Source organism: Sphingobium vermicomposti, assembly GCF_011762025.1.
In the GTDB taxonomy this organism is placed as follows: domain Bacteria; phylum Pseudomonadota; class Alphaproteobacteria; order Sphingomonadales; family Sphingomonadaceae; genus Sphingobium; species Sphingobium vermicomposti.
In genome coordinates this window covers 466,593-481,653 of the sequence record NZ_JAASQR010000001.1, presented here as the reverse complement: position 1 = coordinate 481,653, position 15,061 = coordinate 466,593, and the positions used below count along the sequence as shown (strand labels likewise).

Annotated in this window: 7 protein-coding genes and 1 tRNA gene; 1 reads left to right on the top strand and 7 read right to left on the bottom strand. The window is 61.5% G+C overall.

Going from position 1 to position 15,061, the window contains the following annotated elements; genetic code table 11:
- Positions 1 to 42: 42 nt before the first annotated feature.
- The 7 genes from FHS54_RS02410 to FHS54_RS02380 all read right to left on the bottom strand — a co-directional run bounded on the left by FHS54_RS02410 (position 43) and on the right by FHS54_RS02380 (position 14,633).
- A tRNA-Gln gene (locus FHS54_RS02410) sits at positions 43 to 116 on the bottom strand.
- A gap of 225 nt (positions 117 to 341) precedes the next feature.
- Positions 342 to 4,598 carry a DNA-directed RNA polymerase subunit beta' gene (gene rpoC / locus FHS54_RS02405; protein WP_167302186.1) on the bottom strand — a complete coding sequence of 1,419 codons (4,257 nt, stop codon included), beginning with the start codon at positions 4,596 to 4,598 and terminating at the stop codon, positions 342 to 344.
- Positions 4,599 to 4,676: 78 nt separating this feature from the next.
- The gene (gene rpoB / locus FHS54_RS02400) at positions 4,677 to 8,843 is read right to left on the bottom strand and encodes a DNA-directed RNA polymerase subunit beta (RefSeq protein ID WP_167302185.1); all 4,167 of its coding nucleotides are present in this window, start codon (positions 8,841 to 8,843) and stop codon (positions 4,677 to 4,679) included.
- Positions 8,844 to 9,193: 350 nt separating this feature from the next.
- Entirely contained in the window at positions 9,194 to 10,195 is a 1,002-nt protein-coding gene (locus FHS54_RS02395) for an inorganic phosphate transporter (protein WP_167302184.1), read from the bottom strand.
- A gap of 27 nt (positions 10,196 to 10,222) precedes the next feature.
- Complete coding sequence (locus FHS54_RS02390; RefSeq protein WP_167302183.1) at positions 10,223 to 11,335, bottom strand: DUF47 family protein; 1,113 nt, start codon at positions 11,333 to 11,335, stop codon at positions 10,223 to 10,225.
- Positions 11,336 to 11,442: 107 nt separating this feature from the next.
- Entirely contained in the window at positions 11,443 to 13,602 is a 2,160-nt protein-coding gene (locus FHS54_RS02385; RefSeq protein ID WP_167302182.1) for a TonB-dependent receptor domain-containing protein, read from the bottom strand.
- A 119-nt stretch (positions 13,603 to 13,721) separates the two neighbouring features.
- Positions 13,722 to 14,633, bottom strand: coding sequence for a LysR family transcriptional regulator (locus FHS54_RS02380; RefSeq protein WP_167302181.1), 912 nt, complete (start codon positions 14,631 to 14,633; stop codon positions 13,722 to 13,724).
- A gap of 111 nt (positions 14,634 to 14,744) precedes the next feature.
- On the opposite strand from FHS54_RS02380, the gene FHS54_RS02375 reads away from it, so the two are divergent.
- Entirely contained in the window at positions 14,745 to 14,942 is a 198-nt protein-coding gene (locus FHS54_RS02375; RefSeq protein ID WP_167302180.1) for a DUF4169 family protein, read from the top strand.
- Positions 14,943 to 15,061: the final 119 nt, after the last annotated feature.

Sequence of the window (15,061 nt, the reverse complement as noted above, 5' to 3'; positions counted from 1 at the left end):
GAGATTTCCACACAGGCTGGGCTGCTATGTCACGTGGAAAATTGGATGCCCGACGAGGATTCGAACCTCGATTGACGGAGTCAGAGTCCGTAGTCTTACCATTAGACGATCGGGCACCAAGGCGAGGGTTGCTCGCATCGGAAGCGCGCAAATAGGCCCGCTTGGTAAATAGGTCAAGGGGGCTTGAGGCTGACTTATGGCCGAAAATCCTTCATCGCCAATCGCAAAAAGCCCGCCGGACCGCTTGAGGTGTCCGGCGGGCTTTTTCACCTTCCCTAATAGGGTCGGTGGGCTGGGAGCCGCTTTCCAAGATAGGAAGCGACCCCCTTCATTTCAAAGCGTCAGTCGAGATCCTGGGTGGTGAAATCTTCACCCTGGACGGACGCCAGCGGATCGTCGCCGATCGCGGCTTCAGGACCCTGCGCCAGTTCGGCGGCATGTTCCTGAGCAGCGGTCTTGGGCGCGATCAGGTCGATCTGGCTCGATGCCCGCAGCGCGGCGCGCATTGCCGCGTCGCGCGACGAAGCGGCAACCCGCATGCGGTTCATGCCTGCGCCCGTACCCGCCGGGATCAGGCGGCCGACGATGACGTTTTCCTTCAGGCCGACCAGCGTGTCCTTCTTGCCCTGAACCGCGGCTTCCGTAAGGACGCGGGTCGTTTCCTGGAAGGACGCTGCCGAGATGAAGCTGCGGGTCTGCAGCGACGCCTTGGTAATGCCCAGCAGCACCGGCTTGCCAGCAGCAGGCAGGAAGCCTGGTGCCAACTTGCTGTTGATCTCGTCCATTTCTTCGCGGTCGATCTGTTCGCCTACCAACAGCGTGGTGTCGCCGGACTCGATGATCTCGACCTTTTGCAGCATCTGGCGAACGATCGTTTCGATGTGCTTGTCGTTGATCTTCACGCCCTGCAAGCGATAGACTTCCTGGATTTCGGCGACCAGATATTCCGCCAGCGGCTCGATACCCAGCACTTCCAGAATGTCGTGCGGATCAGGCGAACCGCCGATCAGGTTGTCGCCGCGCTTCACGAAGTCGCCTTCCTGAACGTCGATCACCTTGCTCTTGGGGATCAGATATTCCACCGAATCGGTGCCATCCTCAGGGACGATGGCGATCTTGCGCTTCGCCTTATAGTCCTTGAGGAACTGAACGCGGCCCGACACCTTGGCAATGATCGCATTGTCCTTGGGCTTGCGGGCTTCGAACAGTTCGGCAACGCGCGGCAGACCGCCGGTGATGTCGCGGGTCTTCGCGGCTTCACGGCTGACACGCGCCAGCACGTCACCGGCCTGCACCTGCGCACCATCATCGACCGACAGGGTCGCGCCGATGGCCAGCATGTAACGGGCTGCTTCACCTGAATCATCATCCAGCAGGGTCAGGCGCGGACGCAGATCCTCCTTGGTGCGCGCGGCACCGCGATGTTCGGTGACGACACGCTGGGCGATGCCGGTCGCTTCGTCGGTCTGTTCGGTCAGCGTCTTGCCATCGATCAGGTCGACATATTTCACGATACCCGGCTTTTCCGTGATCACCGGCATGGTGAACGGATCCCATTCGGCGAAGCGTTCGCCCTTCTTCACGGCATCGCCATCCGCAAACAGGATGGTCGCGCCGTAAGGCAGGCGGTGGGTTTCGCGTTCGCGGCCCTCGGAGTCGATGATCGCGATCTCACCATTACGGGCGAGCGACAGGCGGCGATTATTCTTGTCGGTGATGGTCGGCATGTCGCGCAGCTCGATCGTGCCGTCCGACATGGCTTCCAGGTTCGACGTTTCGTTGAAGTTCGCCGCGCCGCCGATGTGGAAGGTACGCATGGTCAGCTGCGTACCCGGTTCACCGATGGACTGTGCCGCGATGACGCCGACGGCCTCACCGATATTGACCGGCGTACCCCGAGCGAGGTCACGACCGTAGCACTTGCCGCACACGCCCATCTTGCTTTCGCAGATCAGCGGGCTGCGGATTTTCACGGCCTGCGTGCCGATGGCTTCGATCTGTGCCACCAGCGCTTCGTCCAGCAGGGTGCCGATCGGAACGATGACGGTGCCGTCCTTGCTGTCGACGATGTCCTGCGCCGTGGTGCGACCCAGGATACGCTCGCCCAGCGAGGCAATGACAGAACCGCCCTGAACGATAGCCTTCATCTCCAGCGCCTTTTCGGTGCCGCAATCTTCCTCGACGATCGTGCAGTCCTGCGACACATCGACCAGACGGCGGGTCAGGTAACCCGAATTCGCCGTCTTGAGCGCGGTGTCGGCCAGACCCTTACGGGCGCCGTGGGTGGAGTTGAAATATTCAAGGACGGTCAGGCCTTCCTTGAAGTTCGAGATGATCGGCGTTTCGATGATCTCGCCCGAAGGCTTGGCCATCAGGCCGCGCATACCGGCCAGCTGCTTCATCTGGGCTTGCGAACCACGGGCACCGGAGTGCGCCATCATGTAGATGGAGTTGATCGGGGCCAAGCGACCGGTCTGCGGATCCTTGGGCTGGGCCTTGATCTCGTCCATCATGGCGTTCGCGACCTGGTCGCCGCAACGGCTCCAGGCGTCGATCACCTTGTTGTACTTTTCCTGCTGGGTGATCAGGCCGTCCTGATATTGCTGTTCATAGTCAGCCACCAGTGCCTTGGTTTCGGCGACGGTGCCTTCCTTCGAATCCGGGATCACCATGTCGTCCTTGCCGAACGAAATGCCGGCCTGGAACGCGTGGCGGAAGCCCAGCGCCATGATGGCGTCAGCGAACAGCACCGTGTCCTTCTGGCCGGTGTGACGATAGACCTCGTCGATCACGTCGCCCACGTCCTTCTTGGTGAGCAGGCGGTTGACGACGTCGAAGGGCACCTTGTGGTTCTGCGGCAGGCATTCGCCCAGCAGCATGCGACCCGGCGTCGTTTCGAAGCGCTTCATATATTGCTGACCGCTTTCGTCGGTCTGCGGCACGCGGCTGATGATCTTCGAATGCAGCGTCACGGCCTTGGCAAAGAGGGCCTGATGGACCTCCTGCATGTCGGCCAGCAGCATGCCTTCGCCCGGTTCGCCTTCGCGTTCCATGGACAGATAATAGATGCCCAATACCATGTCCTGCGACGGCACGATGATCGGCTTGCCGTTCGCGGGGGACAGGATGTTGTTGGTCGACATCATGAGCACGCGCGCTTCCAGCTGGGCCTCAAGGCTCAGCGGAACGTGAACGGCCATCTGGTCACCGTCGAAGTCGGCGTTGAAGGCCGAGCAGACGAGCGGGTGAAGCTGGATCGCCTTGCCTTCGATCAGCACGGGTTCGAACGCCTGGATGCCCAGACGGTGAAGCGTCGGCGCGCGGTTCAGCATGACCGGATGTTCGCGGATCACCTCGTCCAGGATGTCCCAGACTTCTTTGCGTTCCTTCTCGACCCACTTCTTCGCCTGCTTCAGGGTCATGGACAGACCCTTGGCGTCGAGGCGAGCGTAGATGAAGGGCTTGAACAGTTCGAGCGCCATCTTCTTGGGCAGGCCGCACTGGTGCAGCTTGAGTTCGGGGCCGGTCACGATGACCGAACGACCCGAATAGTCGACGCGCTTACCGAGCAGGTTCTGGCGGAAGCGGCCCTGCTTGCCCTTTAGCATATCGGACAGCGACTTAAGCGGACGCTTGTTAGCGCCGGTGATGACGCGGCCACGACGGCCATTGTCGAACAGGGCGTCGACGGCTTCCTGCAACATGCGCTTTTCGTTGCGGACGATGATGTCCGGCGCACGCAGTTCCATCAGGCGCTTCAGGCGGTTGTTACGGTTGATGACGCGACGATAGAGATCGTTGAGATCGGACGTCGCGAAACGACCGCCGTCCAGCGGCACCAGCGGGCGCAGTTCGGGCGGGATGACCGGCACGACGTCCAGGATCATCCATTCGGGACGGTTGCCCGATTCCAGGAAGCTCTCCACGACCTTGAGGCGCTTGATGATCTTCTTGGGCTTCAGTTCCGACTTGGTGACAGCCAGCTCGTCCAGCAACGCCTGCTTCTCGCCCTCAAGGTCGAGATCCATCAGCATCTGCTTGACCGCTTCCGCGCCGATCCCGGCGGAGAAGGCGTCCTCGCCATATTCGTCCTGCGCGTCGAGCAGCTCGTCTTCGTTGAGAAGCTGGAACTTTTCGAGCGGGGTCAGGCCCGGCTCGGTGACGATGTAGGATTCGAAATAGAGGACGCGCTCAAGCTGCTTGAGCTGCATGTCGAGCAGCAGGCCGATGCGCGAAGGCAGTGACTTCAGGAACCAGATATGCGCGACAGGGGCGGCCAGTTCGATATGGCCCATCCGCTCGCGGCGGACCTTCGACACCGTGACTTCGACACCGCACTTTTCGCAGACGATGCCCTTGTATTTCATGCGCTTGTACTTGCCGCACAGGCATTCATAATCCTTGATCGGACCAAAGATGCGCGCGCAGAACAGGCCATCACGTTCTGGCTTGAACGTGCGATAGTTGATGGTTTCCGGCTTCTTGATCTCACCAAAGGACCAGGACCGGATGCGCTCCGGCGATGCGAGGCCGATCTGGATCTGATCGAAGGTTTCGGCTTTTTGGACCGGGTTGGCGAAGTTGGTCAGTTCATTCATCTTTTTCATTCCCTCATGAGGGCAAATCTTTGGAGCGGAAGGGAGGGCGCCACCGTCAGGTCGCGCCCCGCAAACCCTTTATTCCGCCGCCTGCGCGAAGCCGCCGTCTTCCTCGGGAATTTCATCCAGCGAGGTGAGTTCGACGTTAAGGCCCAGCGAGCGCATTTCCTTGACCAGCACGTTGAAGCTTTCGGGGATGCCAGCTTCGAACGTGTCGTCGCCCTTGACGATCGCCTCGTAGACCTTGGTACGGCCGACTACATCGTCCGACTTCACCGTCAGCATTTCCTGCAGCGTGTAGGCGGCACCATAGGCCTGGAGCGCCCACACCTCCATTTCACCGAAGCGCTGCCCACCGAACTGCGCCTTACCGCCCAGCGGCTGCTGGGTGACGAGGCTGTAGGGGCCGATGGAGCGTGCGTGGATCTTGTCATCGACCAAGTGATGCAGCTTCAGCATGTAGATGATGCCGACAGTCACCTTGCGGTCGAAACGGTCGCCGGTGCGGCCGTCATACAGATCCGACTGGCCCGAACTGTTCAGCCCGGCCAGTTCCAGCATCGCCGACACGTCGGCTTCGCGGGCACCGTCGAACACCGGGGTCGCCATCGGGACACCGCGTGCCAGATGCTCGGCGAGATCGATGATCTGTTCCGCAGTGCGGCCTTCGATCTGATCGGCGTAATGCTCGCCATAGGTTTCCAGCAGACGCGTCTTCACCGCGTCCGGCATTTCGCCAGCCTGCGCGTTCGGATTGGCTTCCCGCCAGTCCTCCAGCGCGTGCTTGAGCTGTTCGCCAAGACCACGGGCGGCCCAGCCCAGATGCGTTTCGAAGATCTGACCGACGTTCATGCGCGATGGCACGCCCAACGGGTTGAGCACGATGTCGACATGGGTGCCGTCTTCCAGGAACGGCATGTCCTCGATCGGCAGGATGCGCGAAATGACACCCTTGTTACCGTGACGGCCAGCCATCTTGTCGCCCGGCTGCAGCTTGCGCTTCACCGCGACGAAGACCTTGACCATCTTCAGCACGCCCGGGGGCAGCTCGTCGCCGCGCTGCAGCTTATCTACGCGATCCTCGAACTTCTCGACGATCAGCTTCACCGCTTCGTCATACTGCGCCTTGACGGCTTCGATGCCGGCCTGACGGGCGTCGTCCGCGACCGCGAACTTCCACCATTCATGACGTTCGACCTCAGCCAGAAGGGCCTCGTCGATCTCGACGCCCTTCTTGACGCCCTTTGGCGCTGCCGTGACGGTCTGGCCGATCAGCATTTCCTGGAGGCGGTTGAAGGTCGCGCGGTTGAGGATGGCGCGTTCGTCCTCGCGATCCTTGGCGAGACGGTCGATTTCCTCCCGCTCGATCGCCATGGCGCGCTCGTCCTTGTCGATGCCGTGGCGGTTGAAGACGCGGACTTCCACGACCGTACCGGCAACGCCCGGCGGCAGGCGCAGGGACGTGTCGCGCACGTCGCTCGCCTTTTCACCGAAGATCGCGCGGAGCAGCTTTTCTTCCGGGGTCATCGGCGATTCGCCCTTGGGGGTGATCTTGCCGACCAGAATGTCGCCCGGCTCCACTTCGGCGCCGATGTAGACGATGCCCGCCTCGTCGAGGTTGCGCAGCGCTTCTTCACCGACGTTCGGAATGTCGCGGGTGATGTCTTCCGGCCCAAGCTTGGTGTCGCGGGCCATGACCTCGAACTCCTCGATGTGGATCGAGGTGAAGACGTCATCCTTCACGATCCGCTCAGAGATCAGGATGGAGTCTTCGTAATTGTAGCCATTCCACGGCATGAACGCGACGAGGGTATTGCGGCCCAGCGCCAGTTCGCCAAACTCGGTCGACGGGCCGTCGGCGATCACGTCGCCTGCTTCGATCAGGTCGCCCACCTTCACCAGCGGACGCTGGTTGATGCAGGTGTCCTGGTTCGAACGCTGGAACTTCTGCAGCGTGTAGATGTCCACGCCCGACTGGCCGGGTTCGATGTCGCCGGTGGCGCGAATGACGATACGGGTGGCGTCCACCTGATCGACGATGCCAGCACGCTTGGATGCGACGGCAGCGCCCGAATCGCGCGCAACCGTGCCTTCCATGCCGGTGCCGACGAACGGTGCCTCGGCGCTGACCAGCGGCACAGCCTGACGCTGCATGTTCGATCCCATCAGCGCGCGGTTTGCGTCATCGTTTTCCAGGAACGGAATGAGCGAGGCTGCGACCGACACCAGCTGCTTGGGGCTGACGTCCATCAGGGTGATATGGTCCTTGGGCGCCATCAGGAACTCGCCCGCTTCACGGGCCGAGATCAGGTCTTCGGCGAGCGTGCCGTCGGCATTCAGCTCGGCGTTGGCCTGCGCGATCGTGTGCTTGGCTTCTTCCATCGCCGACAGATAGACGACCTCATCGGTCACCTTCGTGTCGATCACCTTGCGGTATGGCGTTTCGATGAAGCCATATTTGTTGACGCGGCTGAAGGTCGCGAGACTGTTGATCAGGCCGATGTTCGGGCCTTCGGGCGTTTCAATCGGGCAGATACGGCCATAATGGGTCGGGTGAACGTCGCGGACTTCAAAGCCTGCGCGCTCGCGGGTCAGACCGCCCGGCCCAAGCGCCGACACGCGACGCTTGTGGGTGACTTCCGACAGCGGATTGGTCTGATCCATGAACTGCGAGAGCTGCGAGGAGCCGAAGAATTCACGCACGGCGGCCACGGCAGGCTTCGCATTGATGAGGTCGTTCGGCATGACCGTCGACACGTCGACCGACGACATACGCTCCTTGACCGCACGCTCCATGCGAAGGAGGCCGACGCGATACTGGTTTTCCAGCAGTTCGCCCACCGAACGAACGCGGCGGTTGCCCAGATTGTCGATATCGTCAATCTCGCCCTTGCCGTCCTTCAGGTTCACCAGTTCCTTGACGACGGCGAGGATGTCCTCGACGCGCAGGGTGGTGACCGTGTCCTCGGCATCGAGGTCAAGGCGCATGTTGAGCTTCACGCGGCCCACGGCCGAAAGGTCATAGCGCTCCGGATCGAAGAACAGGCCGGCGAACAGCGATTCGGCGGTTTCCTTCGTCGGCGGTTCGCCGGGGCGCATGACGCGATAGATGTCGGACAGCGCCTGATCGCGCTCTTCGGCCTTGTCGGCCTTCAGCGTGTTGCGGATCCAAGGGCCCGTGGTGACATGGTCAATGTCGAGCAATTCAAGACGGTCAATGCCCGCCTTGTCCAGCTTTTCGAGATTCTCCGGCGACACTTCGTCACCGGCCTCGATGTAGATTTCGCCGGTGCTCTCGTTGATGAGGTCATAGGCGCTGTAGCGACCATAAACTTCCTCGGTCGGGATCAGCAGCGTTTCAAGGCCGTCCTTCTCCGCCTTGTTGGCGGCGCGGGGGCTGATCTTCTGGCCAGCGGCGAATACGACTTCGCCCGACTTGGCATCGACGATGTCGAAAGCGGGCTTCTGGCCGCGCCATGCTTCGGCAAGATAGGGGATCTGCCAGCCGCCTTCGCCGCGGACGAACACGACCTTGTTGTAGAAGTGGCCCAGCATGTCTTCGGCAGTCAGGCCAAGCGCATAGAGCAGGGCCGTCACCGGCAGCTTGCGCTTACGGTCGATACGGACGTTGACGATGTCCTTGGCGTCGAATTCGAAGTCGAGCCAGGAACCACGGTAGGGGATGACGCGGGCGGCGAACAGATATTTGCCCGACGAGTGGGTCTTGCCACGGTCATGGTCGAACAATACGCCCGGCGAACGGTGCATCTGCGACACGATAACGCGTTCCGTGCCATTGACGATGAAGGTGCCGTTGCCCGTCATCAGGGGCATGTCGCCCATGTAGACGTCCTGCTCCTTGATATCGAGGACCGAACGGGTTTCGGTGTCCTGATCGACTTCGAACACGATCAGGCGCAGGGTGACGCGCATCGGCGCTGCATAGGTGATGCCGCGCTGACGGCATTCCTCGACGTCGTATTTCGGATCTTCCAGCTCATAATGGACAAAGTCCATTTCGGCGGTGCCAGCGAAATCGCGGATTGGGAAGACCGAGCGCAGGGTCTTTTCCAGGCCCGACACATAGCCGCGCGACGGGTCCGAACGCAGGAACTGCTCATAGCTCTCCCGCTGAACCTCGATCAGGTTCGGCATCTGCACCACTTCGTGGATGTCGCCGAATACCTTCCTTATGCGCTTCTTCGCGCCAGTATTGCTGATCGGGGGGAGAGCCTTGGTCGCCATTGCGTATCCTGCCTGTTAATTCGTCGCATTTTTTCGCATCGCAGCGAAATTCAGCCTGACGTGGACGGTTTCGGGGGTGATTCGTCCCTCTGTCGCCACGCAAAAAAGTGCGGGCCGGGACTGTCCGAACCGCACTGTCAGCGTCTTGTGACCCGCCGATTTTCGCCCAATCCCGCCAGCTTCGCGCGCTACTTGAAGCTGGTCCCCGGGCGATCCACGGGACGACCGTCGCATTGCCCGAAGGCGACATGACGGCCGGATTTCGAAACCGCATATAGAGCGCCGACCTGCCTTTGTGAAGGGCGCTCGCGTTAAAATCGATCGGATTCAACTCGCCGGAAGCCCGGCTATCAGAACAGCCGCGTCAGTTCGTAGAACCCCGCGCCGATCAACGCAGCCGCCGGCAGGGTCACGACCCAGGCGATGACGATGCTGGACGCCACGTTCCAGCGCACGGCGGACAGGCGGCGCGACGCACCCACGCCCACGATCGCCCCTGTGATCGTATGGGTGGTGGACACCGGTATGCCCAGATGGGTAGCCATGAACAGGGTGATTGCGCCGCCGGTTTCTGCGCAAAATCCCTGCGCGGGGGTCAGGCGGGTGATCTTCGATCCCATTGTGTGGACGATCTTCCATCCGCCCAGCAACGTGCCCAGGCCCATGGCAGCCTGACATGAAATCACCACCCAGAAGGGAACGTGGAAGCCGCCTTCCAGCATGCCCTGCGAATAAAGCAGCACAGCGATGATCCCCATCGTTTTTTGCGCATCATTACCGCCATGGCCCAGCGAGTAGAGCGAAGCCGATACAAGCTGGAGCTTGCGGAACCAGCGGTCCGCACCTTGCGGCGTGAAGCGGCGGAATACCCAACTGATGACCAGCACCAGCAACAGCGCCAGCAGCAGGCCGACGGCGGGCGACATCACGATGGCGGCGCTCGTCTTGAACACCCCGCTCCACACGACGGCGTTCATTCCCGCCTTCGCGGTGCCCGCACCCAGCAGGCCGCCGATCAGCGCATGGCTGCTGGAGGACGGAATGCCCAGCGCCCAGGTGATGAGGTTCCAGGCGATGGCACCCATGAGTGCACCAAAAATCACCTGTGGATCGATGATGCTCGCGTCCACGATCCCCTTGCCCACCGTTTCCGCGACGTGAAGGCCAAAGAAGAGAAAGGCGATGAAGTTGAAAAAGGCCGCCCAGGCCACCGCATATTGCGGCTTCAACACGCGCGTCGACACGATCGTGGCGATGGAATTGGCCGCGTCGTGCAGTCCGTTCAGAAAGTCGAAGGCAAGGGCGACGCCGATCAGGGCGATCAGCAGCGGAAAGGCGATATGGGGTTCCATCGGGTCTGGGCTCGGTCGAAGCGGCGATCAGGCGTGGTCGATGACCAGGCCGGAAATCTCGTTGGCGACATCCTCGAACCTGTCCGTCACCTTTTCCAGATGCGCATAGATTTCGTGCCCAACGACGAAGTCCATCGGATTGCCCTGCCGCGCCTTGTTATAAAGCGCCTTCAGGCCTGCCTCATGCAAAATGTCCGCATGGCCTTCCAGCTTCACCAGCCGTTCGGTCAGATCGTGCAGCCGGACGGAATTGAGGTTGAGCGAGCGCAGCAGCGGCATCGCTTCGGCCGTGATCCGCGCGCATTCGACGATCAGCGCGCTCATGTCCTGCATCTGCGATGCGAATTCCTTGACCTCGAACAGGGCAATCGCTTTGGCGGTCTGGTTCATCTGGTCGATTGCGTCGTCCATGACGCCGATCAGGCCGGTGATGGCGCTGCGATCAAACGGCGTCACGAAGATGCGGCGCACATCCTGCAGCACTTCGCGGATGATGTCGTCGGCTTCATGCTCGCGCTCGGAAATCTCCTGAATATGCGCATCCATGTCCGGCCCGCCCTTCAGCAGCTTGGCGAGCGCGTCCGCCCCCGCGACCAGCATGGCGGCATGATCTTCGAATTGTTCGAAAAATCGGCCCTGTTTGGGCATCAACGCGTGAAACCAGCGCAGCATTCCAGTCCTTTCGGTTTGCCATTCCCTGATCCGCAGCAGCATGCGGAAGAACCAGCCCGGATTACGGGGTGGTTCGCGAAAGGCTGCGATAATGGATTGTAGATCGGGTTCGTCGACGGCCTTTGCGGCTTCTGCGACCGGAAACCAACGAAGTTCCCGCTGCCCTTGTTCGGGCCATTGGGGCAGCTGGCCGGTGACCGCAAGGGGGAAAACATCCACCGTCGCCTCGCGGGTGCCGCTCTTGCGCCGCTTGTCATATCGGTAACGGCCAAGGGGCGCGGGACAGGCGATACCGTGAATGCCCGCTTCCTCATAGGCTTCCACTTCGGCGGCGCGGTGCCCGGCCATGCCCTTGATGCGGTTACCCTTGGGGATGACCCATCGCCGCGTTTCGCGCGACGTGATCAGCAGGATGCGCATCGACCCGTCAGCGTCCGTGGCATAGGGTAGCGCGGCGATCTGGCGCATCACCATAGTTCCAGCGCGGCGCGGCTGGCCGCGCCAATGTCTGGTCGCCCCTGATCCATGGAAGCGCTATGTAACGAAAACGTCACATAGCGCAATCAGCTAGATTATCAGATCGACAGCCGTGCCGTGACGCGGATGTCGCGTCCGGCGAGCGGCGCATAATCCTTCAGCACGCTGGCGTGACGCCGGGCCTCCACATCAAAGATATTATTGGCGCTGACGGTGATGCTGGTACGGTCGTTGCCGCTGAACGGCTTGAAGGACAGTGACGCATTGACCAGCGTAAAGCCATCAGTGCGTGTTTCCGTTGCCGCGATCCGGTCTTGCGCGAAGCTATGTTCCACCTCGCCGCGCAACGTCAGCCGTTCGTCCTGCAACTCCAGCCCGCCCAGCAGGCGCAGCGGCGGAATGCGGGGTGCCGGGCCGGACCCGGTGATGGTTGCGCGGACATAATCGGCCACGCCATCCAGGTTGACGGCATAGCGGTCGACCTGCCCCAGCTTGACCGAAGCTTCCGCTTCAAACCCCCAGTAACGTGCATCCGCCTGCGCATATTGGAAGCAGGGAAATTCCAGCTCTGCGCCACCATTGGCGGCCATGCACACGCTATCGTCCACGATGGCGTCATAGATATAGCCGTCAAACCAGTTGTGATAAGCCGACAGCGACAGGCTATAACCTTCACCCTGGCCGCGAAGCGTGCCTTCCAGGCCCCAACTCTTTTCCAGGCTAAAGTTCGGATCACCCAGTTCGAACGCCTGCGTGCCGGCGTGATTGCCGCGCGCGAACAATTCTTCGGCGGACGGCGCGCGTTCCGTGCGGGCAAGGTTCAACCCCAACCGCCAGCCAGGAACAATCTGCTGGCTTGCCCCGACCGACGCTGAAAATGCGTCAAAGCTGCGCCGCTGGCCCGTGATGAACAGGTCCGAATCGGGGACCGAACGCAGCTTGGTCATTTCATAGCGTGCACCCGCTTCCAGCCGCATATCGCCCAGATCGACCGATTGCAGGGTGAAGAAGCCCAGTTGCTCCGTGTCATTTTTGGGCAGGAACTTCTCCTCGCCATCGGCGGAAAAGCGGCGGGTGAAATATTGCACGCCGGACGCGCCATCCCAGTTGCCCCGGCGCGACTGGATCAGTTCCAACCGGCTCTCCATCGACTGGTTGCGGAAGGTGGTGCCAATTTCGCCGCTAGGCTCGATTTCATCATGCCGGTAAGTCGCCCACCCGGCGCGCAGCCTGATGCTGTCCAGGAAAGCGCCATTCACCGCCACTTCGCCGCGCAGGTCCGCGCGCGTCTGCTGCATGGCCAGGGTGACGTCTTCATGGGAGTGACCATGTTCTTCCTCATGATCATGATCATGATCGTCGTCATGGTCATGTGCCTCCGTCACATCAATGCGCGACGGCACGCCGTAACGATTTTCGCTGTGCGACACTGAAAAGCCCAGATTCCCGCGATCGCCGACATAGGCCAGGCCGCCCGCCACTTCCCATGTCTCCGCCGCTGTATTGGGCAGCTTGCCGCGTAGACGTCCGTCTTCGCGAATCTCTTCTTCGTCCGAATCGGTCGCAATCGCGCGAAGCGGCGCTGCCAGTATATAGCCGCCGGTCCGCAGGTCGCCGGTCTTGGTGTAGCTGCCGTCCGCATGAGCGACCAGACCGCCGCCGATGGGCACCTCAATCTCGCCCGCGACGGTGCGTTCGTCCGCCGCGCTGCCATAGGTGGCTATGCCGTCCACGTGGATTGGTTCGTCCGGCACGCGTCGCGGTATCCGGCTGTCGATGACATTGACCACACCGCCAATCGCCGATGACCCGTAGAGAAGCGCCGCCGGGCCGCGCAATATTTCAATGCGGTCAGCTGTCAGGGGATTGATCGCAACCGCGTGGTCCACCGACGTGTTCGACACGTCGAAACTGCCTACGCCGTCGGTCAGGATGCGCACGCGTTCGCCCTGGAAGCCGCGCAGCACTGGACGCGACGCATTGGGACCAAAGGATGTGGCTGATACGCCGGGCTGGCGCGCCAGCGTTTCGCCGATCGTGGGGCGCAGCGCGCGGACGAGTTCCGCGCCCGCCACCACGGACGTGCCCGACAATATATCGCCCTGCCGCCGGGGAATGATGGCGGTCACGATGATGTCGGCCCTGTCGTCATGATAGGCCTGCGGAGTGGGCGGTGTGCTGGTCTGTGCCAAGGCGGGGAGGGCAGTGGTAAACGCCGCGATGGCGCAGCTGGCGCGCAGCAGGGGAAGCCGGAGCATCAGATATTCGTCCTTCAATATGCCGAAAGCTGCGCCCCTCTATCGCCGATGTTATAACATATCAATATCAAAATCGGTGGCTGACCTGGGATGCTTCCGCGCCTCGACATGAAAAGACGTCAGAGGAACAGATAGTCGGCCAGCGCAGTGGCCGCCGATCCGTCCGCTGCTCGCGATCCGATCGCCTGCCTCACTTCAACGGCGGGCAGGGAACGTTCCAGCGCAAGGCGGCGAATCCCGCCAAGTCGGCCCAGATCGCGCGCCAGCGGCCCAAAGGCAGCAAAACATCCCGCGCCTTCCCGCAATATGGTCATGACGTCGAACATATTGTCGGTTTCCAGCACCGGGTCGCCGGTGCGGATGCCCTCCCGCGCCAAAGCGGCATCTATGATCCGACGCAGCGGATTGGGCCGCTCCATCATCAGCATGGGCAGGGTCGCCAGATCCTGCGCACTCACACTGTCCTTTAGCGCGAGCGGATGATCGTTGCCGGCGTAAAGGTTGATCTGTTCCGACCAGCCATAGCGGGACGGCAGGTCCGCAGCCTCGCCCAGGGCATAGAAATAGGCGATGTCGACGCGCCCCTCGCGCAACGCCGCCGCCGCTTCCTCGGCAAGGTGGATGGTCAGGTCCAGCGTGATCGCAACATCCTCATTGGCGGCTTCGAACGCGGCGAGCGCTTCCTGAAAGCGACCGAATACCGGGGCGGGCGCCGCCAGGACGATGGATTGCCTTTCGTCCTGGGAAGCAGGCTGCGCTTCCGGTTCATCTGCTTTGCTGGCGCTCCAGTTTTCAGGATCGCCCTGAGACAGCAGAGTCATCGCTTCGGCGGTCTTACGTCCCGCCGCCGTCAGCCGCAGGTCGCCAGAAATTTCGTCGAACAGGCGATAGCCCAGACGCATTTCCAGCGATGCGAGGTCCTGCGCCACCTTTTCGACCGAAATGCCGAGGTCGCGCGCGCAAAGCGCAGCATTGCCGGACGCTACTATCTGCGCGAATATGTCCAGTTGGCGCAGTGAAGATGTGGCCATGGCCCGGTGATAATGGAAATGTCGCACCGGGGTAAGCGTGATAATGGGCTTTCGCGGTGATATCCGCGTGGCGGCAGCTGGCGGCGCAGCAATATCTCTTCTGGAGGCGGAATGGGCGACATCATCAACCTGCGGCAGGCGCGCAAGGGCAGGGCGCGCGCGGAAAAGGAAAAAATTGCACAGTCCAACCGCGCAAAGTTCGGTCGCACCAAGGCTGAACGCGAACGGCAGCTGCAGGACGCGCAGCGCCAATCGGATGGACTGGAGAATAGTCGTCGCGAATGCAGAGACGACGGAGACAAAATCTGAACCGCTAGGCTATATCTTTCCTCGATAAAGGTGAATATCTGTTCATATTTGCCTGTCATCGAACGTTTCATCGCTCCATGGGATCGAGATGTCGTAAAAATAGACTATCTCATGCGCTG

What these genes read in the sequence shown, in the direction of transcription:
- rpoC (WP_167302186.1), bottom strand. Translation starts at nt 4,598, where the DNA reads ATGAATGAACTGACCAACTTCGCCAACCCGGTCCAAAAAGCCGAAACC.
- rpoB (WP_167302185.1), bottom strand. Translation starts at nt 8,843, where the DNA reads ATGGCGACCAAGGCTCTCCCCCCGATCAGCAATACTGGCGCGAAGAAG.
- FHS54_RS02395 (WP_167302184.1), bottom strand. Translation starts at nt 10,195, where the DNA reads ATGGAACCCCATATCGCCTTTCCGCTGCTGATCGCCCTGATCGGCGTC.
- FHS54_RS02390 (WP_167302183.1), bottom strand. Translation starts at nt 11,335, where the DNA reads ATGCGCCAGATCGCCGCGCTACCCTATGCCACGGACGCTGACGGGTCG.
- FHS54_RS02385 (WP_167302182.1), bottom strand. Translation starts at nt 13,602, where the DNA reads ATGCTCCGGCTTCCCCTGCTGCGCGCCAGCTGCGCCATCGCGGCGTTT.
- FHS54_RS02380 (WP_167302181.1), bottom strand. Translation starts at nt 14,633, where the DNA reads ATGGCCACATCTTCACTGCGCCAACTGGACATATTCGCGCAGATAGTA.
- FHS54_RS02375 (WP_167302180.1), top strand. Translation starts at nt 14,745, where the DNA reads ATGGGCGACATCATCAACCTGCGGCAGGCGCGCAAGGGCAGGGCGCGC.